20 protein-coding genes and 1 CRISPR repeat array (1 of these 21 running past the window's edge) are annotated in these 23,742 nt (G+C 60.7%); of the genes, 14 read left to right on the forward strand and 6 right to left on the reverse strand.

What is annotated here, in order from left to right; all coding sequences use genetic code 11:
• Positions 1-468: a CRISPR direct-repeat array (repeat unit 36 nt; unit sequence GCTTTATTGACCGGGTTTCACGAACGGGATTAAGAC) (it extends 122 nt beyond the left edge of the window).
• Between the two features lie 262 nt (positions 469-730).
• Positions 731-1,642, reverse strand: coding sequence for a CRISPR system precrRNA processing endoribonuclease RAMP protein Cas6 (gene cas6 / locus ACE3OV_RS10110; protein WP_374326924.1), 912 nt, complete (start codon positions 1,640-1,642; stop codon positions 731-733).
• Positions 1,643-1,929: 287 nt separating this feature from the next.
• Between cas6 and ACE3OV_RS10115 the strand changes: the two genes are divergently transcribed.
• The 4 genes from ACE3OV_RS10115 to csx16 are packed head-to-tail and all read left to right on the forward strand — an operon-like array spanning position 1,930 to position 6,028.
• On the forward strand, positions 1,930-2,802 hold the full coding sequence (locus tag ACE3OV_RS10115; protein WP_374326925.1) for a hypothetical protein: 873 nt from the start codon (positions 1,930-1,932) through the stop codon (positions 2,800-2,802).
• A 34-nt stretch (positions 2,803-2,836) separates the two neighbouring features.
• Complete coding sequence (locus tag ACE3OV_RS10120) at positions 2,837-3,844, forward strand: hypothetical protein (RefSeq protein WP_374326926.1); 1,008 nt, start codon at positions 2,837-2,839, stop codon at positions 3,842-3,844.
• A gap of 17 nt (positions 3,845-3,861) precedes the next feature.
• A complete protein-coding gene (locus tag ACE3OV_RS10125) occupies positions 3,862-4,584 on the forward strand; it encodes a VWA domain-containing protein (protein WP_374326927.1) in 723 nt (240 codons plus the stop codon).
• A gap of 1 nt (position 4,585) precedes the next feature.
• Complete coding sequence (gene csx16, locus ACE3OV_RS10130; protein ID WP_374326929.1) at positions 4,586-6,028, forward strand: CRISPR-associated protein Csx16; 1,443 nt, start codon at positions 4,586-4,588, stop codon at positions 6,026-6,028.
• Positions 6,029-6,217: 189 nt separating this feature from the next.
• Here the strand turns inward: csx16 and ACE3OV_RS10135 are convergent, their stop codons facing one another.
• The gene (locus ACE3OV_RS10135; RefSeq protein ID WP_374326930.1) at positions 6,218-6,817 is read right to left on the reverse strand and encodes an MbcA/ParS/Xre antitoxin family protein; all 600 of its coding nucleotides are present in this window, start codon (positions 6,815-6,817) and stop codon (positions 6,218-6,220) included.
• Positions 6,818-6,934: 117 nt separating this feature from the next.
• On the opposite strand from ACE3OV_RS10135, the gene ACE3OV_RS10140 reads away from it, so the two are divergent.
• On the forward strand, positions 6,935-7,204 hold the full coding sequence (locus ACE3OV_RS10140; RefSeq protein WP_374326931.1) for a helix-turn-helix domain-containing protein: 270 nt from the start codon (positions 6,935-6,937) through the stop codon (positions 7,202-7,204).
• Between the two features lie 67 nt (positions 7,205-7,271).
• Here the strand turns inward: ACE3OV_RS10140 and ACE3OV_RS10145 are convergent, their stop codons facing one another.
• Positions 7,272-7,580 (reverse strand): helix-turn-helix transcriptional regulator, encoded by a 309-nt coding sequence (locus ACE3OV_RS10145; RefSeq protein WP_374326932.1) that lies wholly within the window; start codon positions 7,578-7,580, stop codon positions 7,272-7,274.
• 274 nt (positions 7,581-7,854) lie between these two features.
• Here ACE3OV_RS10145 and ACE3OV_RS10150 point away from each other — a divergent pair, with 274 nt between their 5' ends.
• The 8 genes from ACE3OV_RS10150 to ACE3OV_RS10185 are packed head-to-tail and all read left to right on the forward strand — an operon-like array spanning position 7,855 to position 20,156.
• Positions 7,855-8,736: a WYL domain-containing protein gene (locus ACE3OV_RS10150; RefSeq protein ID WP_374326934.1), complete on the forward strand. Its 882-nt coding sequence runs from the start codon at positions 7,855-7,857 to the stop codon at positions 8,734-8,736.
• Positions 8,729-11,395, forward strand: coding sequence for a sigma-70 family RNA polymerase sigma factor (locus ACE3OV_RS10155; RefSeq protein WP_374326935.1), 2,667 nt, complete (start codon positions 8,729-8,731; stop codon positions 11,393-11,395). The genes ACE3OV_RS10150 and ACE3OV_RS10155 overlap by 8 nt, the downstream gene beginning before the upstream one ends.
• 38 nt (positions 11,396-11,433) lie before the next feature.
• Positions 11,434-12,924 (forward strand): ATP-binding protein, encoded by a 1,491-nt coding sequence (locus ACE3OV_RS10160; protein ID WP_374326937.1) that lies wholly within the window; start codon positions 11,434-11,436, stop codon positions 12,922-12,924.
• Positions 12,921-15,806, forward strand: coding sequence for a Z1 domain-containing protein (locus ACE3OV_RS10165; RefSeq protein WP_374326939.1), 2,886 nt, complete (start codon positions 12,921-12,923; stop codon positions 15,804-15,806). Before ACE3OV_RS10160 ends, ACE3OV_RS10165 begins: the two co-directional genes overlap by 4 nt.
• A 27-nt stretch (positions 15,807-15,833) precedes the next feature.
• Entirely contained in the window at positions 15,834-16,853 is a 1,020-nt protein-coding gene (locus ACE3OV_RS10170) for a macro domain-containing protein (RefSeq protein ID WP_374326940.1), read from the forward strand.
• A 55-nt stretch (positions 16,854-16,908) separates the two neighbouring features.
• The gene (locus ACE3OV_RS10175) at positions 16,909-17,916 is read left to right on the forward strand and encodes a PD-(D/E)XK motif protein (protein WP_374326942.1); all 1,008 of its coding nucleotides are present in this window, start codon (positions 16,909-16,911) and stop codon (positions 17,914-17,916) included.
• Complete coding sequence (locus ACE3OV_RS10180) at positions 17,913-19,691, forward strand: AIPR family protein (protein ID WP_374326944.1); 1,779 nt, start codon at positions 17,913-17,915, stop codon at positions 19,689-19,691. Before ACE3OV_RS10175 ends, ACE3OV_RS10180 begins: the two co-directional genes overlap by 4 nt.
• Positions 19,692-19,694: 3 nt before the next feature.
• Positions 19,695-20,156, forward strand: a complete 462-nt coding sequence (locus ACE3OV_RS10185; protein WP_374326945.1) for a very short patch repair endonuclease — start codon at positions 19,695-19,697, stop codon at positions 20,154-20,156.
• On the opposite strand, the gene ACE3OV_RS10190 is transcribed toward ACE3OV_RS10185, so the two are convergent.
• From ACE3OV_RS10190 to ACE3OV_RS10200, 3 genes are all read right to left on the reverse strand, one after another.
• On the reverse strand, positions 20,119-21,690 hold the full coding sequence (locus ACE3OV_RS10190; RefSeq protein WP_374326946.1) for a DNA cytosine methyltransferase: 1,572 nt from the start codon (positions 21,688-21,690) through the stop codon (positions 20,119-20,121). The two genes, ACE3OV_RS10185 and ACE3OV_RS10190, sit on opposite strands and share 38 nt — an antisense overlap.
• A gap of 1,008 nt (positions 21,691-22,698) precedes the next feature.
• Entirely contained in the window at positions 22,699-23,229 is a 531-nt protein-coding gene (locus ACE3OV_RS10195; RefSeq protein WP_374326947.1) for a cytochrome b/b6 domain-containing protein, read from the reverse strand.
• Between the two features lie 58 nt (positions 23,230-23,287).
• The gene (locus tag ACE3OV_RS10200; RefSeq protein ID WP_374326948.1) at positions 23,288-23,545 is read right to left on the reverse strand and encodes a PepSY domain-containing protein; all 258 of its coding nucleotides are present in this window, start codon (positions 23,543-23,545) and stop codon (positions 23,288-23,290) included.
• On the opposite strand from ACE3OV_RS10200, the gene ACE3OV_RS10205 reads away from it, so the two are divergent.
• Complete coding sequence (locus ACE3OV_RS10205; protein WP_374326949.1) at positions 23,520-23,732, forward strand: hypothetical protein; 213 nt, start codon at positions 23,520-23,522, stop codon at positions 23,730-23,732. The two genes, ACE3OV_RS10200 and ACE3OV_RS10205, sit on opposite strands and share 26 nt — an antisense overlap.
• Positions 23,733-23,742 lie beyond the last annotated feature (10 nt).

The raw sequence follows: 23,742 nt of genomic DNA on the forward strand, positions 1-23,742 counted from the left end.
GTTGCGTGCCAAGATCAGCTTTATTGACCGGGTTTCACGAACGGGATTAAGACCCCCGCCATCTTCTTGCCCCTTGTAGCGATCAAGCTTTATTGACCGGGTTTCACGAACGGGATTAAGACAGAGCCATCTCCTTCTCACCGACAGCCGTTCCAGGCTTTATTGACCGGGTTTCACGAACGGGATTAAGACCGAGGTATGCGGCGTTGATCGCCTTCGCCATTGGCTTTATTGACCGGGTTTCACGAACGGGATTAAGACGCTCTTCGACATGTTGCTTGGATTGCTGATCCAGCTTTATTGACCGGGTTTCACGAACGGGATTAAGACTCTGCTACCGCTTCCAAGGCTTCTTGCTTTTGGCTTTATTGACCGGGTTTCACGAACGGGATTAAGACGGCAGCTGCGCTGCCTCCGCCCGCCGCTAACCGAGCTTTATTGACCGGGTTTCACGAACGGGATCAAGGCGCGCTTTGGCATGGCGTTTCGTCAGCACTTGGTCGTCTGAGCAGACGAGAAAATCGGCTTGGCCAGGAAGGGATGGAGCCGATGACAAGGTCAAATGTCGGAGCCTGCATATTCCTGGTCCTCAGGAATAGGCTTGGCAAGGGCCTGCTTTTCCTTGCGGCGCAGCGACTTGGCTGACTTCAGATGCGCGCCCGCCTTGCGTGGTTTTGCCGGGACGACAAGCGGGTTGCGCGGCTTGCCGGGGGGGGGGACGTCAACTTGTTCAAGCTATTTTCGTCCCGGCTCCGGACTGCAGGCGATAGCAGCCGAGGCCGAACGTGGTTTTGCCGCCCAGCCCGAGGGCACTGCCCAGATTGAGCCAGGGAAGGAAGGGCGACAAATTGCCCCGATAGTCAAGCTGACCCGTCAGCCCACCAAATTTCATCTCGGTTCCCTGGCGAGCCGAATAGCGTGTCCAATCCTGCCACCGCACTGCCTGCATACCGGCCATCACGGCAGCGGCCTGTTCATCCATTGCCCGCCGGGTATCGCGGTCCAGTACCGCGCCGCCGGCCGCCAAAGTGATCCTGGCATGGAGCCGGCACCACAGTTCGCCAAAGCTCGGCGCCCGGCCGAGCAAGTGGCCGGCGTGCTTCAACCGCAGTGGGGTCTCCAGTACGATGCTCACCGCATCAACCGGCCCGTCGACGGGGGCCAGCCAGTCCCTGGCGAAGCCGGAGGGCTGCAGGCGTGCCGGGTTCTCCCAGGTGCCGCCTGTGGTGTCAACCACAGCCGCCTGATCCGGACGCACATTGGCCGCACCGAGCAGGACAAACTGCCCCCGCTCACGCCCCAGTCCCAGTTTTCCCAGCAGCGCCAGCGCCTCGCGGCAGGCAGAGTAGTGGCGTACCGCATTGCCGAACAGGCGCAGTTCGAATTCAAAGCGTTCGCCGGCAGCGCATTCGCCAGCTGGGTGCCGCGGCGGGACCAGCATGTAGGGGACGAACAGGCTGTCTCCTTGCTCTCTGCCGAACAGCTCGTCCCACGCAGGTGGCGACACTCGCCGCAGGGCCATGCCGAACCCGCCGCGCAAGATGCCGCCGGCGTACTGCGGCCAGTGCAGGCCCAGCGACCCTGCGATGAAACGGATGCGCTGGAGTGGGAAGTCGGGAAAGGCGAAAGATTGGTCGTCCATGGCAAGAGTTCAACCTAGTAAATGCGGAAAGTATAGGGCCTCGTTTTGTACCGGCTGAGCTTGAGCTTATTGCGCAACGCAATTTTGCGTTGGCAACGCCCGACATGGACGCTGCGTAACTGCATGCCAGTGCCGGGAATTCATGTGTTTGTCCGGACAGTGAAGTCGAATGAAATCGCAAATTTGCAATGGCCTATCCGGCTGGCCCGACCGAGCAGAATGAGTCCTATCGAAAAGGCAGCGCGATCCGGGATTTACCTCGGATCGAACCATCATGGAGAACTAGAATGAAAAAGGTCAACGTCAAGGGCATCGTTATTGGCAATGGCAACGCCGGCCATCGTGCGGTCGTCGCCAAGACGGCCTATGAAGGCACGGTGATTGCACGGGCTCTGGATCGCGCCGGTCGGAACCCCCATCTCAAGGGCCATATCCACGAAATCCTGGTGAAGGATGGGCGCAACGCCCGCAACCTGCTTAGCCTGAATGGCGCCAGCACGGAGCTCACCAAGAGCACCACGGCAGGCACCGTGGATCTGGTGACCACCCGGGGCGGCAAGGTGATCGAGCGTATCCAGGTCAAGGATGTCACCAGCCAGTCGGGCATCGACAAGCTGGTACGCCAGTGTGCCGACGGCAAGTATCGCAGCGCCAAGCTGGTCGGCTCCGAGGAGTCCGCCCAGGCCTTCAACAACGCGGCGGAAAAGGCCGGCATCTCGAAGCGCATGAGCAGCACGGGCATCTCGTCCAGGAGCACCGAAAGCTTGGCCCAGCGTGCTGGCGCAAATGGCAGTGGCACTTTGTCCAGCGCCATGGGGCAGGCAGCCAAGGCAGGTGGCACGGCCGGCGCCATCATCGGGGGGGGCGTGGCGGTGGTCAAAGGTTGCCTCGACCTGATGGATGGCCGGGCAAGCGCGGGCGAGGTGGCCGGTACGGTGGTCAAGGCGAGCGCCAAGGGCGGGGTCAGCGGTGCGGCGGCCGGTGCTGCGGCGACGGCGGCCGGGGCTGGAGCAACAGCAGTCGTCACGACGCTGGGGGTGACAGGCCTGACGGCAAGTGCTGCCACGGTGGGGTTACCGCTGCTGGCTGCGGTTGTCGTCGGCTATGTGGCATCGGAGGCCTTTGACGGCGTCTGCGATTTCTTCAGCGACCTGTTCTAAGCCCCCCAATCCGTTCCACTCAGGAGATCACGTCATGTCCCTTTCTGTTCGCAACATTGCTGGCGAATCCGTGCAATTGGAGGAGGTGGCGTTTGCCCGTGGAGGGGAAGCGGCGGTGCATGCCGTGCCGAGCTTTCCCGGAGTGGCGGTCAAACTGTATCACCCGCAAGTGCTAAAGCAGCGGGGCGATAGCCTGCGCACCAAGATTGAGGCGATGGCCAGCGACCCCCTGCTGACGAAATTGAAGCAACATCCCGGCGTCGCGTGGCCTCGCTTCTCGGTGTTTGACGAACGCGATCAATGGCGCGGCTATGCCATGCGCAGGGCGGGGGGGATACGCATGTCGGTGCTGGCGCATGCGATGGCCTACCGCGAGCACTTTCCGAATCTCGACCGGCCGGCGCTGGCAGGATATCTGCTGAACCTGTTGGGCACCTTGCGTGAGTTGCATGTGTCCGGCGTCATGGTCGGCGACTATAACCCGGCCAATTTCCTGTGCCTTCCCGGCAGCAACGCAGTGACGCTGATTGACTGTGATAGTTGGCAGGTCGTTGCCGCCGGCAGGACCTTTCATTGTCCCGTTGCGGCGCCCGACATGCTGCCGCCGGAACTGCTCGGCAAGGAATTGAGTTTGGTACGACGGACGCCGGAGAGCGAACTGTTCGCCCTCGCCATCCTGATTTTCAAGGTCATGATGCTGGGTCGTCACCCGTTCGACATCATTGGCGGAGAAAGCCCGGTGGCAAATATCCGCAAGGGGTGCTTTCCTTATGGCCTGGGTGGCGGCGGAATCCCCAGGGGGCCGTGGTTCAACATCTGGAGCCATCTCCCCTACAAGCTCAAGGAGCAACTGGTGCGCACCTTCAGGGATGGCACCCGGAATGCTTGCGAGCGCACCAGCGTCACGGAATGGATCGACTTGCTAAGTCTCTACCGACGTGAAATGAGCCGCGGCTGGCATGACACGCATGTCAAACCGGCCGCCCCAAAGTCGAGTCAATACCGCGGCTCCCAGTCCGCTTCACAGCCGATTCTCGGCTGAAACCAGGAGATTTCAGCATGTCTTTCCGCGCGATTAGCGAAGCCATCAATACGTCGACCAATTCCACCACCCAGGAGATGACCATGAACACCCATTTCAATGATTTGATCAACAACCCGTCCCCGCGTTGCCCCGTGGCTTTGGTCCTGGATATTTCGGGATCGATGAGTGGCGAGCCGATCGAGCAACTCAATGTGGGCGCCCAACTGTTCATCGACGAAGTGAAGAGTGACGATCTGGCGCGCTGGTCGGTGGATCTGAGTGTCTTCGCTGCCGGGGGCGAAGTCGAGTGCCTGCTCGATTTCACCAGCGTCGAGCAAATTGGCGGTATTGCGCCGATGGATGCCTGCGGCACGACTCCACTCGGGGAGGCAACGCGGATGGCACTGAGCCGGCTCGAAGCGCGCAAGGCGGAGTACCGCCATGCCGGCGTCCCCTACTACCAGCCCTGGTTGGTGATCATCAGTGATGGCGTACCGACTGACGACTGGGAAGAGGCAGCCCGTCGCGCCTGCCAACTCTCCGCCGAGCGCAAGCTGGTCAGTCTTCCCGTAGGCGTGAGCGGGGCCAACATGCAAGTGCTATCGGCCTTTTCCAGCAAGCCAGCAATTGGCTTGCATGGCCTCAAGTTCCGCGAGTTCTTCCTGTGGCTCGCTGCCTCGATGGCGCGGGTCTCGGCGAGTACTTCGTCGGATGCGGCGGTGCAGTTGCCCAGCATCGACTCCTGGGGGAGTGTCTGACATGGCGAGGCGTCGCATTGCCGCCCAACCAGAGTCCACTGCGAAGGCAGGTGTTGGCTCGCCCATCCCTTTGCTGCAGCCGCCAGCGGCTGCAGCAAAGGGATGCCGGGTTCCTTTGGCAAATCCTGAGCCTCTTCCAATGCCGCAAGCGTCAGAGATTGTCAGCGCAGTGCCGTCGCCTTGCCAGCTCGAACCAGCGGTCACCGAGGTGCCCGTCCCGTTGGCAGCCTGGAAGCTTGCTGGCGAGGCGGTCATCGGCCTGGCGCACCGCCGCATCGGTCTCCCATGCCAGGATGCGGTTGCTTGGCGCAACACCACGCGCCCGATCCTCGCATTGAGTGATGGTGCCGGTTCCGCAGCGATCAGCGAACGGGGAGCTGCCGCCTTGGTCGGCGGTGTCAGCCGACTTCTGATCTCGATGGAGGATGCACTCTCCCTGTGGCTGGACGATTTTGTCAACGATGCTGAAACACAGGCGGCACTATGGTCGCGGCGTTTGCTTGCCCACGCATCCGGACTACTAGATGATCTGGCGCGCGCCGAACGGCGCAACGTACGCGATCTGCGAGCCACTCTGCTGCTGGCCATCGTTGGAAGCGCCCGTGTATTCTGGTGGCAGGTCGGCGATGGCGCTGTCGTTGCCCGGACCTCAAGCGGTGTGCAGGCGCTTGGACAGGCCAGCAAGACCAAGGGGGAGTTCGCGAATCAGACCATGTTCGTGGATGCGGCAAGCTTTGACGATGTTCAATTCGGCCTGCTTGCTGCAGCGGATGTTTCCGGTTTGGCGCTGATGAGTGATGGCGGTGCGGAGCGCCTCGTGGCCCATGACGGCAGTCGTGTCGCGTCGCGTGTTAGCGGATGGTTCGATGATGTTGTTGAGCAGCGCCTGACACCTGACAGGATTGCCCTCGCGTTTCATGAGGCACCAATGTGGGAACGTACCAGTCTCGATGACCGGTCAATTGTGCTGGCGGCACGCTCAGTGCCAAATGAGTGCCGGATGGTTGTCCCGTCACCTGTGAATCGCCCCGAGCCGACACCGACTGCTGGCTGCGAAGAGACGATTCCAGCGGCCAGGCACAGCGAAGTCGTGAACGACAAACCTTTCGGTTCCCTCGCACAGCCCACCGCTGGTCGAGAACGACGCATATTCGTGTCTAGGCATCCGGGCGCAATCGCTTGGGCCAGGCGCCACCCCTGGGGGATGCTCGCCGAGTTTGTCACGCATCTCGAAGTCAGCGATGTTTCGGCTGACGATGTCGTTATCGGTACCCTGCCCATCCATCTGGTTGCAGAAATATGTGCACGCGGCGCTCATTACCTTCATCTCGCGATTTCTCTGAAAAATACCCAGCGGGGCAGCGAGTTGAGCGCCGATGAACTGGACGCAGCTGGAGCTCATCTTGTTGCTTATCGTGCGTTTCCCGTTCCGATTGGGCGCTAAGCCGCTTGCCCTGCTGCCGACGGATCGCCCCAGCCATGTTTGCCTAAATCCAAGTCATCAACATGGGCATCGATGACCGAGGGTGGATTGGCTTCGTTAATGCAGTATTCGAGAATTCCGCCTGCAGGGGGAGGCTTTGTGTTCTGCTCTTGCCTTGAATGTGTTCAATCAAACGAGATTTCGCGAAATTCAATTCCAGAGATCATTGAGCAGGTGCTTGACCTCTTCACATCCCTCTTCAGTCCCGAGCTTTCGTATTGGTGTCTGGTTTCCCAGTGAGAGCTTCGGCTGCGTCAGCCAGAGCATTACCTGTTTTTCCGTGCCAATTACGCTAAAAGCCAGCTTGGTAATGTCCAACCATTGCTTTGCCAGTGGATGAGTCCCTTGCGTTGTGCCGGGTTTTTCAGCTTGCGAAGCCAATCGTTCCGATTCGAATGATTCAACGAGTTCCGAAGCCAGCTCACCAAGGGTCGGAAGTGATACTGCCTGCTCGAGATGCTTCAAATAATCAATAGTGCCCCGGCAGCCCGTCTGGTTTCTTTCTACGCAATACCAGTACAGATTGCCTGAGCGGCCGATCGCCTTGCGCATTTCGGCGTGGCACAAAGGGCATTCTGGCACGACCTCTTCTTTGCGCCGTCCTGCCTTGCGTGGCAGGTAATTCAGTAGCTCATTGGGGATTGTTCCGATGACATACCAGCGTCCTGCGCTATCGCGCTTGGCGCCAAAGCGTCTGGCGTGTGACTCAGCGTCACAGCGAACCTCCAGGTAAGTGATCTCAGTCGGCACGGAAGGGGGGCTGGCGGAAACAAAGTGGTAGTTGTAGATGATATGCTACTTATAATCATCATTTGGCTACTTATATTCTGTAGTCTCAAAGTCGTCAAGACTTCATGCTTGAACACAATGAAGACTTTGGCTACTTCCCTTTCAGCACGACACCGTTTTGCGGTGGCCATGCGCCTGCAACGTCTTGCTAACCAGATGTCGCAAGAGGATCTGGCTGAACTCTCGGGGTTGCATCGGACCTACATAGGCTCGGTCGAGCGTGGGGAGCGGAACATCAGCGTGGACAACATGGAGAGAATTGCCGTAGCCCTTGGCGTCGATATCGCCGATTTGCTGTTGGCCTCCCCGCAGAAGCCAATTCTCCATCACCACGACAGCACAGGTTGAAGAGCTGTCTGGCGGCCCTCCTGGGTTCTGGAAGCCAGAAGGTCAAAGCTGGTGGCGCGAATCTGAATCAGAGTTTCTGTATCGACTTACACTCCCAGCGCTCTTGCTGGCTGAAGAGTGCATCCCGCCACTTGCTTACGGCAATTTCACTCCAGTAAACGTTCTTGCCGATTCTCACTGGTGGAGGGAATTTCTGTGCTTTCACAAGGTTTTCTATGGTTCTGGCGGAAATGGAGAGTTGAATGCTCAATTCGGTTTTCGTCAGGAGTTTGGGTTGGTCTGGTTGCATTGCCGGCAGTTCATCGGTTGAGACTCTGTTGTATAGCTCAATACCGGTCATGTTGGTAAAGTGGGCCAAAGGCAAGAGGGCCTTCATGCTGCAGGAATCGAAGCGAACGAAGTAAACGGTCGCGACAAGGCCGCGCCTTGGCAGAAAGTATCGGCGTGGTGGGCTACCCCGACGTATTCCCGCCATCGAGTGCTTCGCAAGAGTTGTTCAAGACGCTTGGCAGTCCATGCCTCGGGTGTTGCCATGCGCTGGGGGGCGAAGTTGTCTTCTAATCAAAAAGATTAGGAGGTGTACAGTCCGCGACTCCGAATATAGAATCAAACGTCATCACGACAACCGCGAGAATCCGTTGGGAACGGACATGCAGGAGGCGGCAGGGGCGCAGCGCGAGCGGCTCGCCTACGTAGATTTCAGGCTCTTCTTCCTTGGGGAGATTTCCCGCGCGGACATCTCCGGAAGGTTTGACGTTACGCCAGCCGTGGCAACGCGGGATTTTGCGCGTTATCGAAAGCTCGCGGCGAACAACATTCGCTTCGACTGTTGCTCCAAGACATACCGTGCCACCGACGATTTCAGGCCCGTGTTCGAGCACTCGCTGGACCGCGCCCTGTCGGCCCTCACCAAAGGCTTTGGGGATGGTTTGGGAGGCGCCGCTGGTGCTCTGCTCCCATGCGAGTATCCTGTTCCGATAAACCGCCCTGCAGTCGAGCTTCTGGCGGCAGTTACCCGGGCCATCGCTGGACGGCGAGTTCTGTCCGTTTCTTACGTCTCGTTGTCCAGCGGCGCGACCGAGCGCGAAATCGTTCCTCTCGCGCTGGCCGACAACGGTATGCGGTGGCACGTCCGGGCTTTTGATCGGAGAACCTCGTCGTTTCGCGATTTCGTGCTAACTCGTGTCAGAGGCATCCGCGTTCTGCCCGAAAAACCTCTGCCGGAGGAATCAATCGATTACGACGTCCAGTGGTCCCGAGAAATCGAGATTGAGGTCGTTCCTCATCCAGATTTCCCGCGCCCTGAACTGGCCGCCTTGGACTATCCGATGACGGACGGGGTGCTGCGTATTCGGACCAAGGCTGCTCTAGCCGGATACGTCCTACGTCGATGGAGCGTCGACTGCTCCGAGGCTCATTCTCTGCGCGGCCCCGAGTATCGCCTGTGGCTGAGGAATCGCAGTGCGCTGAGCGGTGCGGACAGCGCCCCCATCGCACCGGGCTATTTTTCTCAGGATGGCGGCCGTGGATAGTTCCGAGAGGAAGCTCAACCCGCTTCTGCGTCTCGCGGCTATCTCCGGCGTCGAGACGGCGATCAAGCTGCACATTCGCCGAGGCGACGATCTAGACGCGCGGGACGGCTCGGGCTCTACGCCTCTGATCCTGGCGGCCGGCAGGCGGAGAAAGGGGACTGTCAGATTACTTCTGGACGCAGGGGCAAACCCGAAGCTCGCCGATCAGAGCGGAATGGACGCGCTGGCTCACGCCGTCAAAGGTGGTTGCCCCGAGACCATCGCCGTTTTGTCCGAGGCCGTCGAACGTCTTGCCGCGCTAGAGCCTTCGAGCAAACCCGTCGTCAAGATTGCTTCGCCGATCTTCGAGGATTTCGAGGGCGTTCGGGCTGTCGAGTCGGAGGAGCAGCCTCCGACGGTCGAAACGCCCGGGTTCGAAGCTGCGCCTGCAGCGGCAGAGGCTGTCGAGGCAGTATCTTCGGCCGACGACCGGCCGCAGACGGCGATAGAGGAATCGCCCACCGTTCAGGCCGGGTTTTTGAACGTGCGGACCTCAGAATTCGCCTCTAGGGATGAAGCGAACGTGTTTGCGCTGGACGACGAGCCTCTGGGCGAGCCCTTCGGCGAAGATTGGGTGGCGGAGGAAGAGATTTCCGCCCCTGAGGGCGACGAGACCGTCGCGGAGGCCGCAAGACAGGTTCACGAGGCTATCGGACGGCACAAAGTAGTGGATCGCGATGAGGACTGGGGGGACGTCGATCTTCATCTGCCCGTCAGAGCCGCTCCGCTCGCCCGGGACGAGGGCGGCGGGACCGTCAGAGACTTCCTGCTCGCGGCGCTGCGCGAGGGAATGGTCTCGGAAGATCGGCTAATAGACGTCTGCTCGAATGCAGACGGCAGTCGCAACGAGGAGGCTGAGAGGCTTCTCGCCTTCGTGGCGGGAGAACTCGGGGCGACCGTCGTCGAATGGACGGGTTCGGACGAAGCCCCCTTCCTGTCGGACGCCTCCATGGAGGAGGACCGCCTTCTAACAGAGGCCGCCGAGTTCGCCGAGGAACTCGCGTCCGGGCGCAACGACCCGTTCCGGTTCTACGCGAAGAGCATTCGCGGTGAACTGCTCGACGCCGAGGAGGAAGTCGCCTTGGGACGAGAGATGGAGGAGGCCGGACGAGCGGCTCTCTCCGCTCTGGCCTCATGGCCCGATGGGCTGTCCGCCGTGTTCGACGCCGCCGACAGGGTCGTGAGGGGCGAGGCAGACGCGGAGTCCTTCTGCGTGGGACCGGAGCTGTCGTCCGACGAGGAACACATCTCGCGCTCGATTGGAACGGCGGAGGACGAGGAGGCAGCCTTCTTTGTGAACGCCGTCGCCGCCTTGAAAGCGTGCCAAAGCGACGCGTGCAGGGCCGCGGAGGCTTTGGAGGAGGCTCGGCTGACGCGTGGTTTCCTCATGGAACTGGCCAACAAGGCCATTCGGGAGCAGGCAGGGGGCGACTTCGTCGAGGCTCTCGGTCGCCAGGCGAAGGCTCGGGAGCGCATGATTCTCTGCAATCTTCGGCTCGCTCTGTCCATCGCCAAGAAGCATCTCTGGTCCGGCATGCAGCTCGACGATCTCGTTCAGGAGGCGAACATTGGTCTCATGAAGGCGGTGGAGCGCTACGACTGGCGCAGAGGCTTCCGGTTCTCCACCTACGCGACATGGTGGATTCGCCAGCAGGTATCAAGGTCGATCGCTGACACCGCCAGAGTCGTCAGGGCTCCCGTACACATTCAGGAGACGGCGCGAAAGGTTCTGTGCGAGCGGGAGTCCGTCGAAGCCCGACTCGGTCGTCCCGAGACCGAGTGGGAGACCGCGAGACGCATCGGGATGCAGCTCGCCAAGGCCAGAATGCTCCTCGCAATGTTCGAGGATGTAGCCTCCTTGGACGAAGTCGAACCTGACTCGGGTCTGTCGAGAGCCGACGGTCTCATCGACGATACGGCTTCGAACCCGGCGGACGTCGCCGACAGAGCCTCGCTGCGCAGGACCCTTCTCAGAATGCTGAAAGACTTCGACGAGCGCGCGAGAGAGGTCATTCTTCTGCGCTTCGGTCTCATGGATGACGACGCCATGACGCTCGAAGAGGTCGGTCAGCATTTCGGTGTTACGCGCGAGCGCATACGTCAGATTGAGTCGAAGACGATGCGCAGGCTTTCTCATCCGAACAAGCGGGATATTTTGTGGCCCTTCATGGGAGAGGGGTACGCGCCGTGCCGCTCGCCTTCGCCCGACCGGATGAAAGCGGAGGCGTCCTCCGCTTCGGACGACGAGGTCGTGCTCGAAGAGGATAACCAGGAGTTTCCGGCGCCCGTCGTCGAGCAAGGCGCGCCGTCCTTCCCGCCTCCGAGACCGAAGCCAGAGGCTCCGCGAGTCGATAAGCCCATTCCCGTTCGCGGAGCGGAGCTTTCGTTCGCTTACGAGGATGCCACTGGCACGCCGGCTCCCGAGCTTCCTGACGACAAGACGTCCAGAATCGCCGACGAGGCCCGGGAGCTGGGGCTCAGAGTCGATGATCGACGGGCCGAGGGCGGCGAGTTGAGAATCGTTGCTCCGTTCGCCTCTCCGCCGCACGTCAGGGCGTTCGGCCGCAGGCTGCTCGCGTCGGGTTTCCGCAAGATACAGAGGGACGTATTCGCGAAATGACTCAGAGAACAAGGCACGCCCCGCCGAAGGCCGGCGCGATGATGGAGGCTCTTCGGGGTCTCGGATACTCGACCGCCGCCGCTCTGGCAGACGTCGTGGATAACTCAATATCCGCCGGAGCTTCCGAGGTTCGTCTGCGCTTCGACTGGGAAGGACAGGCCAGTCGGATCTCGATTCTGGACGACGGTCGCGGCATGAGCGACCCCGAGCTCGAAGCCGCGATGACGCTGGGAACGATCAATCCGCTCGACGAGCGGGCTCCGTCCGACCTGGGGCGCTTCGGTCTCGGCCTGAAGACGGCCTCCTTCTCTCAATGTCGCAGCCTCACCGTCGCCTCGAAGCGCGAGGGAGGGCCGCTCGTCTGTCTGCGCTGGGACCTCGACACCATAGCCTCGGACCCGGAGGGAGGATGGCGCATGTTCGAAGGGCCGGCTCCTGGCTCGGAGCGCTTTCTGGGGCCTCTCGACTCGCTGTGCTCGGGGACCCTCGTTCTCTGGGAGCGGATGGATCGCGTGGTCACGGCCGGCTCCGACTTCGACCATTTCTCCGAACTCGCCATCGACGTAGAGTTGCGGCTCGCGATGATTTTTCACCGCCTCATCGAGGGGCACAGGCCCGACTTCCGGCTCTTCGTGAACGACAAGGCGGTCGCTCCGTGGGACCCCTTCATGACCGGGCATCCGGCCAAGCCCTGGGAATCCCCCGTCGCCCGTATTCCTACTCCCTCCGGTCCCGTCGACGCGCAGTGCCACGTGCTCCCACACAAGGACAAGCTGTCCGAAGACGACTTCGCTAAGGCCGGCGGCCCGGAGGGGTGGACGTCCCAGCAGGGCTTCTACGTCTACCGAAACAAGCGCCTGCTGCTGGCCGGAGGATGGCTCGGACTCGGCAAGGGAAGGGCGTGGAATCGGGAGGAGTCGCATCGTCTGGCACGAATCAGGGTGGATATACCGAATTCCGCCGACGCCGACTGGAAAATCGACGTTAGGAAGTCCACGGCGCGGCCTCCGGTCTACGTCCGCTCGTGGCTGACCGGGCTGGCGGAGAACACGCGGGAGAAGGCGCGAAAGGTCTTCGCGTTCAGAGGGTCGCCTATGCCGGGTCCCGGCGGAGCGCGGATCGAGCAGGCCTGGCGGGTCGAGCATCTGCGCGGCGGCGTCCGCTATCGCATTGACGAGGGACATCCCGCCGTCGCAGCCGTCATCGACGCCTGCGGCGATAGGAAGGGCCTCGTGAAGGCGATGCTGAGGGTTGTCGAGGAGACCGTGCCGGTTCAGCGCATCTGGCTCGACACCGCGGAGAACAAGGACACCCCGAGAACGGGCTTCTCCGGAGAGACTGAGACGGCTCCCGACGGCGTCAGGACGGTTCTCCTGACCCTGTTCAGGGACATGACAGGACGGCGCGGCATGACGCCGGAGGCCGCCGTTCGCGCGCTGTCCTCCACCGAGCCGTTTCAGAACTACCCCAAACTCGTCGCCTCCCTCCCGGAGATCGCGACTAAGCACGAAGAAGGGAACGCAGGATGACGGAAGAGCAGAGCAAACTGTTTCAGGGTCTTGTCAGCATCGTCCAGACGACGCTCGCGGCGGACATGGAGAAAGGCGCGGTAACTCCGACCCTCATCATGGAAAAGGTCGACTTCGTTGCCGACAACCTCTACCCGGGCAAGGATATCGACAGGAAGGCGGCGCGCGACGAGCTCATCCGCCGGTTCAGCTTGTGGATCGGCGGCGCTACGACGCTATCCGACAAGTCGGGCCACAAGGACTGGCTCAACGCCTCACGTCGCAAGGACTGGCGCTACTGGCAGCGCTACCGCGACTTCCTCGAAAGCAAGATGTCGGTCAAGGCGGTGGACGCGCTGGACGAGGCGACGAACAAAATTCTCGAACTGCTCGAAGACCCTCTGAGAGAGGGCGTCTGGGATCGTCGAGGACTCGTCGTCGGGCACGTCCAGTCCGGCAAGACGGGCAACTACACGGGGTTGATCTGCAAGGCGGCCGACGCGGGCTACAAAATCATCATCGTTCTCGCCGGTCTGCACAACAATCTGCGCTCGCAGACTCAGATTCGCCTCGAAGAGGGATTCCTGGGCTACGAGACGTCGGCGAAGAACGACGTGGTCCGCTACATCGGGGTCGGCGAGAACGCCCGGGACGCCGAGATTCGCCCCAATTGCGCGACGAATCGCTCGGATAAAGGGGACTTCAATACAAAGGTCGCGAAGCATCTCGCCATTTCGCCCGAGCAGCGGCCGTGGCTGTTCGTCGTCAAGAAGAACAAGACGGTGCTCGAACGCCTGCTCAAATGGATTCGCAACCATGTCGCCGACGCCAAGGACTCTGACGGACGGCCTCTCGTATCGGGTTTCCCGCTGCTACTGATCGACGACGAGGCAGACCACGCCTCCGTCGATACCGGGGACCAGATCGTCAACAAGGACGGCACGGTGGACGACGAGTACCAGCCGAAGGCCATCAACAGCCGCATCCGGAAAATTCTCCACTCGTTCGCGCGGAAGGCCTACGTCGGCTACACCGCCACGCCTTTCGCGAACATCTTCATCGACCGCCGGAAGACCACGAAGGACGAGGGACCAGACCTGTTCCCGCAGTCCTTCATCGTCAATATCTCGGCTCCCTCGAACTACGTCGGCCCCGCGCGCGTCTTTGGGCTGCGCTCGACCGAGGGCAGGGGCGGCGGACTGCCTCTGACCAGGGAGATGGACGATCAGACAGATTCCTCGGGCGAGGACGGCTGGATGCCTCCCAAGCACGACAAGACCCATGTCCCCCTGTATCAGGGGCGCGATGAGGTTCCTCCGTCGCTCAGGGATGCGATTTCGGCCTTTGCGCTCTGCTGCGCGACGCGCGTCCTCCGGGGGCAGGGCGACAGGCACTGCTCGATGCTGATTCACGTCACGCGCTACACCGCCGTTCAGGAGGAGGTGCGCCGACAGGTGGACGAGCTCGTGAAGGGCTTTCGGGCGCGTCTGCGCGGATTCGGCGCGGCCGAGAAGGACGCGCTGCTGGACGAGTGGCGCGAGCTATGGGAGAACGACTTCGTGCCCACGTCCGCCGCCGTCGCGACGGCCATGGACGAGTCGGCCGGCGAATTCGAGCTTCCCGACTGGGAGGACGTCGAGGCGGTTCTTCCCGAGGTGCTCGACGACCTGGCGAACGGCGTGAGGGCCATCAACGGATCGGCCGGCGACGTGCTGGACTACGCCGAGCGGGAGGAGACCGGCCTGAAAGTCATCGCCGTCGGCGGGGACAAGCTCGCCCGGGGGCTCACGCTGGAAGGCCTCTGCGTCAGCTACTTCGTCCGCTCCACCAAGATGTACGACACCCTGATGCAGATGGGACGTTGGTTCGGCTATCGCCCGGGCTACCTCGACCTCTGCCGTCTCTACACGACCTCGGACCTGGTCGACTGGTTCGGCCACATCGCCGACGCGGCGGAGGAGCTTCGCCAGGAGTTCGACACCATGGCGAAGATCCACGCGACGCCCGAGACATACGGCATGAGGGTGCAGTCGCATCCCGTTCTGATGGTTACGTCCTCCATCAAGATGCGCAGCGCGAAGACCCTGCAACTCTCGTTCAGCGGCTCCGTGCTGGAAACCGTCGCTTTCCATCGCGACCCGTCTATCCTCGAAAGCAACCTTGCGGCGACAGAGAGGCTGCTGAATGCCGCCGCCGCGCCTTCGGAGAACGGCGTCATCATCCGGGAGCGCGGCTCGGTAAAGCAGGTGTGGAGGGGGTTCCTGTGGAAAGGAGTGCCCGCCGAGCACGTGGCGGACTTCTTCTCGAACTATCGGACGCATCCTGCGGCCCGGAAGGTGAACAGCACGGTGCTGGCCGACTTCGTCAAGGCGATGTCGGCCAAGGGCGAGCTCTCCTCATGGACCGTCGTGGTAATCGGAGGGAACGACAGCGCCGACGGAGGTCCGTTCGTTCTCTGCGGAAAATACGCCTTGGAGCACATGATCACTCGCAAGCCGAGCGAGAGCACCGAGCACTACTCCATCGGGAGACTCCTGTCGCCGAGAGACGAGGCGATCGATATGGACGAGGAGTCCTGGAGCGCCGCCATGAGACTCACCCTCGAGGACCGGGCGCGGGACCCAGGGCGTGGAACGGAGGAGACCGGGAAGGAGCCGCCCAAATACCCCGGAGGGGTCTGGGTGCGACAGGTGCGCGGACTGGGAGCCGAGGGCGTCCCGGCTCACCCAGAGCACGGCCTTCTTCTCCTGTATCCCATCGACCCGAAAGGCGCGGAACTGCCCGAAGGCGTCCCGCCCGTGGTCGGCTTCGGGGTCAGTTTCCCCGCCAGTCGCTCGACGACGACAGTGAAGTACGAGGTGGATCATCTTCTCTGGGAAACCGAGTATGCACCGGATGCTTGATTTCTTGCTTATTTACAGGGCTTCCTGATGAACTCAATCCTGTGTGCTCGGCAGTTTTGTTCTGCGATTGTAGAGATTACAGTTGGGGATATTGTTAAACAAGGCAAAACGGTCTCGATTGTTCACCCCACTGACTCCAGATTCAGCCTGAATGGGTTGATTGGAAAAAAAATTCGTGAGAATTCCAATCTTGTTGAGCTAAAAGACGCCTGTAGCAAACTGCCTCCACTTCAAACAGGCGAGGTCGCAATTACCAAATCGTTTGGATTGATTGCTTCCAGCATCATTCACTGCAAGGCCCCAAAAAAGGGAGATCGAGGTGAGCAAGATCTTCTTCGATTGGCTTATGCGAACGTGCTTGAGGTTGCGGATAAGTCAGGCGAGGATACTGTTGCGATTCCGGCTCTCTCTGCAGGTGGTGGTGGTTTGTCGATAGAAACTTCTGCAGCAATGGCAATAGAGGCAATTAAGGATATGGGGCCAAGCTTTTCGAAATTGCGAAAGGTCCGTTTTGTTCTTCAGGATGCCGATTCGGCGGATGTTTTTTCTAAAGAGCTTATGAAACAACCTAGCCTTCCGGAAGGCTGGGAGCGCTTCAATTTTTTGAATAAATATTCCAAGATGGATTTTGAGGCAATGCGATGTGGGGTTTTGGGCGATTGGGATAGTAAATGGTTCGCATATTACGAAGAGCCTTGGTTGCTTATTTACAGAGGAAATAGACGTTATGGAGAATGTTTTTATGCCTTTCGGCTGCCACAGGTAAACCAACAGTCGGATAGTCTGCTCGAAATGGAGGATGCATGGTGTTCAGCTTCCTTTTCGGAGATTAGAGTGACTCATGCTCAAGACGTACTTGACTTGATTTTTGGTCTTGTTTCTTTGGTTGATGACAAAGGCGTACATTATTTGTCAGGTGCGAAACTCTGGAAGAAGTACCAAAAAATAGTCATGGCCTTGGAAAACAAGATGATTTCCGCTTTGGAGGCAAGGAGGCTTGCTGCGGAGTTGCTTGCCATGGCTGACGAGCTCGAACGTGGAAGTTAGTGGCGTAGGCAACAACGGGCTAACTCTGATAAGGCATTCAGGAATGGGAGAAACAATGCCGAGGGCGATTGAGGATTTTCTAGCTGCGTGGGAGGCTCTCTCCGGAAGCGGCGCGGAGGCGGGCTGGCGCGGAATTCCCGTGGCCCGCGCGGGAGTCTGCGATCTCATGGCGGCCAGACGCTTCCCTGGGAACGAGGAGGCGCTGCTCGCCCGATTCCCGACGGCTCGCCCGAGCTCGTCGGACCGTCTTCCCGAGGGCAAGGGATTCGAGGTCGTCCGGGCGGACCCGTTCGGCGACGGCATGACGTGGATAGCTCTGTCGCGCAAGGAGTCGGGAAGCCCCGAACTCTTCGCGGAGATGGTCGGGGACGTCGCGGGAGCCATGGATGCCGCCGCTCCCAAGGGAGAGGTCTCCGTTCTCAGAACCATGCTGCGCAGAGTGCGCATGTGGCAGCAGTTCATGTCGCGCGGAACTGGGCCTCTCAGCCCCGAGGCGGAGCTAGGACTGGCCGGAGAGCTATTCTTCATGGCGCGGCTTCTCGAAGCGGGGGTCTCGCCCGAGAGCGTCCTGAGCGGCTGGGTCGGACCTGACGACGCCCAGCAGGACTTCCTCCTCGGGGACGGGGCGATCGAGGTGAAGGCGACGATGTCCTCGTCGGGCTTCCCGGTGAAGATCGGCTCGTTGGAGCAGTTGGACGACGCCGTCGCGTCCCCCTTGTTTCTCGCCGCCGTCAGATTCGCGGCGGGAGAGGGCGGGGCGACGCTTTCCGAGATGGTCGCGGAGGTGGAACGGCGTATCTCGGAGGAACCCGGCGCGATCGATTATCTGCGCGAGAGACTCATGGTCGCGGGCTACGCCGAGACCCACGCCGCCCAGTATTCCCGGAGATTCGAGCCGAAGGAGAAACGCGTGCTCTCCGTGTCCGAGGGCTTTCCGCGTCTGACACCGGGAGTCGTCCCGGCCGGCATCACTCGCGCCGTCTACGAAATCAATCTGGACCACGCCGGAGACTTCATGCGCGACTTCGACGAGGTCCTCTCGCAACTAGGAGCAACCGAATGACCCTCGACGACTTTCTCGCTGAGACGCGGGCCGAGATTGCGGCCCAGATGAGCGAAGGCTCTCCCTTCGCGGAACTGGTTTTCTGCGAGGTGGTGATGCAGCACCTAGTGGACGCGGGCATGACCTTCGAACCCGTCGTCTGCCACTTTCAGGGGAAAGTCGGGAACGCCAACCTGCGACTCAGCGGCTACGCCATCTCCGACGACGCCGACCAACTGGATCTCTTCGTCAGTCTGTACGGGGGGTTCGAGGCCCTGACGCCCGTTCAGGATCAGGACTCGAAGACGGCGGCCCAGCAGTGCGTGCGCTTCTTGGAGCTCTGCGCGGCCGGGCGGCTCGCCGACAAGCTGGACCCGTCCAGCGACGCCCATTCCCTCGCGCTCACCATCCGGGAGATATACGACGGTCTCGAGCAGGTGCGCGTGTTCGTCCTCACGGACGGGGTCGCCAAGTCGAAGAGCTTCAAGCCGAGGGACGTCGGCGGCAAGTCGGTCCGTCTCGAAGTCATGGACATCGAGCGGCTCTTCCGGCATCGCTCCGAGGGCAAGCCGCGCGACGAGCTCGTCGTCGATTTCAACGAGGTTTCCGGCTCGCCGCTGCCCTGTGTCTTCGTTCCGGGCGAGACGGGGGACTACGACTACGCGCTGACCGCTGTCCCAGGCGAGGCTCTGCGCCACGTCTACGAGAAATTCGGCCCCAGACTGCTGGAAGCCAACGTGCGCTCGTTCCTGAGCGTCAAGGCCAAGGGCGTGAACGCCGGCATCCAGAGCACGCTTCGCGCCGCGCCCGAGCGGTTCATGGCCTTCAACAACGGCATCGTGCTGGTCGCCGACGAGATGAAGCTCGCTAGGGCCGAGGACGGCTCGCCCGGCATCGTCTGGCTTCGCGGCATGCAGATCGTGAACGGAGGTCAGACGACGGCGTCCATCTACTTCGCGAAGAAGAAGTATCCCGAGACCGACCTGAGCAAGGTTCGCGTGCCCGCGAAAATCATCGTCATGAAGGAGGAGGACCCGGCGAAGGAGGAGGCTCTGGTCTCCGACATCTCGCGCTACGCCAACTCTCAGAACGCGGTGCGGCAGTCCGACCTGTCGGCGAACAAGCCCTTCCACGTGGACGTCGAGCGACTCTCCCTGACGGTCTACTGCCCCGACGGCGTCGGCCGCTGGTTCTACGAGCGGGCGGCGGGAAGCTACAACACCCTTCTGTCGCGCGAGGGCACGACCCCGGCGCGCCTGAAGGCCTTGAAGGACTCCGTGCCGGCCTCGCGCAAGATAACCAAGACGGAGTTGGCGAAATACCTGATGGCTTGGGAGGCAAGACCCGACGTCGTCAGCCTCGGGACGCAAAAGTGCTTCGACCGCTTCATGACGGGCCTCGCCGAGGCGGAGGCGGTCGGTACGCCCGTCGTGCCAGACCCTACCTTCTTCAAGGCGCTGGTGGCCAAGTCTCTCGTGTTCAAGGCCGTCCACAAGACCGCGCGGCCTCTCGTGTCCGCCTTCCTGGCGAACGTCGCCGCCTACACGGTTGCCGTCGTCGCGCTCTCCTACCGCGACGCGTTCGATCTCGAGAAGGTCTGGCGCAACCAAGGCGTCTCGTACCAGTTCCTGGAGCAGGTCGGGATATGGGCTCGGGAGGTGAACGAGCGCCTGCACGAGACCGCGAATGGCAAGATGATCTCAGAATGGGCCAAGCGGCCCGAGTGCAAGGAGGCGATGTTCTCCCATCCTTTCTCTCCGCCGTCCGTGGACGTGCCGGAGACCCGCCGGGGCTAATCCGTGACCGACGTCGTCGACCCGGCGACGAGAAGCCGGATGATGTCCGGCATTGGAGCGCGTAACACGAAGCCCGAGCTCGTCGTTCGCAAGGCCCTGTTCGCGGCGGGCTTCCGCTTCCGTCTGCACCGGAAGGATCTGCCGGGATGCCCCGACGTCGTTCTTCCGGGGCGGCGCATCGCGGTGTTCGTCCACGGCTGCTTCTGGCATGCCCATCGGGGCTGTCGCTTCGCCAAGATTCCCGCAGCGCGCAGGGAGTTCTGGGAGGCCAAGCTCGCCGCGAATGTCGAGCGGGACAGGCGAGCGATAGGCGCTCTGGTCTCTGCGGGGTGGCGCGTTCTGGTGGTCTGGGAGTGCGCTACGCGCTTGGTCGATATGAGAGGGGCTCTGCCCGAGCTGCTGCGCCGCTGGATCGACAGTTCAGAGGTCAGCGGGGAGTTCTGCTCCGATTCCACGCTTCCATGAACTTCAACACCACGCCTGCGATTTTGCGCGCAAGGAGTGGTGGGACCGCATTGCCGACCTGAGTGTATTGCTCGGTTCGGTTGCCGGCGAAGAAGTAGTTGTCCTGGAAGGTCTGAAGACGGGCGGCTTCGCGTACGGTCAGGCTACGACACTGCGACGGATCAGGATGGATGAAGTAGTGCCCGTCCTTGGCGATGTGCGCGACGACGGTGGACGAGCATGAACCCTCCAACTGAACCCGGAAGCGGTCCGCGAACGGTACCTTTTCCGAGGAAATGTTGTCGTGCTTGGGAAGGAGAGGGGTGGGGAAGTCTGCGATCTTTGGCGAATGCAAAGTCGCCTTTCCGTAGGCAGCGGCGAAAAGGTAGCGTTGAAGATCGGAGCGCATGTGGGCGCGCGTCTCGTGTTGAATCACGCCACTCAGGCGCTTATCGATGAACCAGTTGCTCAACCTGGTGCGCATCTTATTGCTTGTCGTGTCGTAGTTCAGGAAAGGGCCGCCAGCAGAGGTGTGATGCCGGGCCATTTCCACAGCTCTGTTCATCTCTTCATAGACGGGATTCAAATTTTCTGAGCGATAGAAGCGAAGCCTTTCTGGGGTTTCCATCAGTGCAGTGAGCCATTGTTCAGGTCCGTCCGTTTCCTTCGATAGCTTGCTTCTGAGCTGGGGGAGACCGGACAGAACCTCCCCGACGGTAACCTTCATGTTCTCGTGTCCGAGGACAAAGTTTTCTGGAGAGGAGGATAGTTCAGGAACCGAACGCGCGACATCCGAGCGGATGCCGAATAGGATGACTCTGTGTCTGCCTTGTGGGATGCCGAACCGTTCGGCCTCGATGACGAAATCGTGTGGGTCTATTTCTCCCGCAATGCCGGGTTTTACCAGTGAGCGAATCTGATATTCGAGTCCGTCACCCGGCTTGGAGAGGTCGGTCACGATTTTCTCAAAGATCGGAGATCCTCCGTGCAGGGAAGATAGCATCCCCTTGACGTTCTCCATGATGAAAACAGCTGGCTTGTGCCTGCGGATGATCCGAAGATACTCGCGGTAGAGGAAGTGTTTCTCATCACTCTCGAATTTCTCAAGCGACTCTCGCGTGCGTCGCGAACGGCCGGCGAGCGAGTAGGCCTGACACGGAGGTCCGCCTATCAGAACCCAGTCGTCTGCTCCGCAGAGAGCAGTCTGAATTCGACTGTCAAGATCCTCTGGGTCGTCTTTCCCAAGCTCGAAGTTTCGCGCTTCCTCGAGAGCCTCTCGTCCTGCCTCGGCTGCATCCGGATGCGCCAAGAGTGCGTCGCGGGAGATTTTGCCGCGAATGTGATCGTAGTAGCAGTCCGGAGCCTTACCTTTTGGAAACTTTCGGTAGAGTGAGCGCAGCGACAGCGTCTTGTGAGCCGTCGGGTCCTTCTCCGCCGATACTTTCAGGGAGAAGTAGGGGTTGCGGTCGACGTCCAGGATCGACGAGAAGCCTTCTCCGAGGCCGCCTGGACCGGCGAAGAGGTCGATTACCGGGATGGGTCTGCGTTCGGACATGCGTCGTCGTTCTTGTGCTTTCCGTTGTTCAAAAGAAAAGGGCGCGACTTGCGCGCCGTGTATGTGGGCAGAATCGCCGGGGGCGTAGCCTTCCGCGCGCGAATTCTAACTCCTCGCGAATCTCAGTTAACAGTTGAGTGTACCGACGAAGATGGGGGGCTGTCGTATTGGCTGGTTATAAATAAACTGTGAAACGCAGAAAAGCGGGTATTTCCTGTTGGTCAATCTACTTTGCTGCGTATGTTTACTGGGAAATACCCCTTGAATGCCTAGCTGTTCTCTTCTTTACAGGATTCGGTGGTGGGTGAGCCCAGCCATCCTAGCAATAGCCAGGATAGTCTACGCTCACCTCCGCCGAATCCCAGGACATGTATGGAGCCGATCGCCCGCCAGCCATTCGGTTGAAGGTGCTAGCTTCGCCGCCTTCGCGCGTTCTCAAACCAATCCCCCAGTCGCGCTTTCCCCCCGTTGCTGACGTTACCCGTCCAACGGGGCGGTGAGTTACCGTTTCACATGTATCTGGATAGGTTCAACAGAACGTCCACCAGTGCCGCCAGAAAAACGAGTGCTTGAATCTCGCAAAGCGGACGACAGCAATACTGGATTGACGATGCTCACCCGAAGTATAGGAAAAAAAACTGGAATCCTACAAAATCCGGCCGACCTGAATTCTCGTGCCAATGATGGGCGCCGATCTTGGAACCAGGCTCAGGATGCTTTACACGTGCCCCCCGCTTCGCTAAGCTTGGTTCTCGTCCGTTACATCTGACAATTTTCTGTCAGAATTTTCGGGGGCTGGTTGCGCTTGATTGCGTTCGTGTGCGCATGGGTTCGGTCAAGTGCTTGTTTGACAAGTGAGTTTCGTTTGGCTTCGCGGTTCTGAAAACGGAGACCTCCCGTTGAAAATCCGCGTGTCGGTGGTTCGATTCCGCCCTTGGCCACCAAAATTCAGCGCCCAACTGTTCTCAGTTGGGCGTTTTCATTTGTGCTGCTTGTCCGCCAGGGCGCTCAGCCCTGCTTCTTGACCCCGGTGATCATCGCCAGGATCAGGTTGGTGCGCTCCACGCGGCTCATCACGATCGCTGCCAGCGCGTGCAGGCCAGCGAGTCCGATCAGCGTCGAAGCCAGCGTCTCGTGCACTTCCTGCAGCCATTCCTCGCCCCAGAACATGTCAGTGCCCTGCAGGTAGCCGGTGACACCCAGTCCCAGAACGAGGGCGATCAGGGTCAGCATCATCAGTGCGCCCAACGGGTTATGTCCCGGATGGGGATCGGCCTTGCCGGCGCGCATTGCCTGCAGGTGGTGGCGCAGACGCGTCGGCGTCGGAAAGAAGTCGGTAAAGCGGGCGTGCTTGCTGCCGATGAAACCCCAGACGATGCGGGCCACAACCAGGGCGCTGGCAAAGTAGCCCAGCCACTGGTGTACGGTCTCCCCGTCGTCGATGGCAAAGTAGTTGAGGAGGACGCAACTGACCAGGCTCCAATGAAAGAAGCGGACGAAGCGGTCCCAGACTTGGATGTTGCGGGGGGTGGTGTTCATGGATTTTCCGGTTGGAGGGCCGACTCCCTGCGGGGAGTCGGCTGATTGCGGAAGAGGCTTACTTGCGTTCCATTTCGGCGCCGGTGCTCGGATCGTAGTAGATCTCGACCTTCTTGCCGTCCTTGTCAAAACCGTAGATCTCGTAGCACTTGCCCTTGGAAACCTTGAAAGTCTTGATCTGGTAGCCCTGGGCGGTGATCTTGGCCTTGAAATCGGCTTCCTTCATCCACTTTTCTTCGGGAACGCTGCAGGTCGGGCCGGCGATGGCGCTGCTGGCGATGAAGGTGGCGATGAGTGCGCTGATCAGTTTGTTCATGTTTCAACTCCGTAAAATTGGATTGGTCGGCATGGGTTCCGTTCCGGAACTGGCGCCACTTTATGACCGGAAGCTGAAAACAGCCTTAAGTGGCGATGCGGATGGAATTTGCTGGCCGGCGGGAACGGCGCTGTCTGCGCTGAAGGCCCGCAATTGGTGGGTTTCTGCCGTGAATGAGTGCTTATGAACTGGGCATT

Origin of the sequence: Azonexus sp., from assembly GCF_041909095.1 — a bacterium.
GTDB lineage: Bacteria > Pseudomonadota > Gammaproteobacteria > Burkholderiales > Rhodocyclaceae > Azonexus.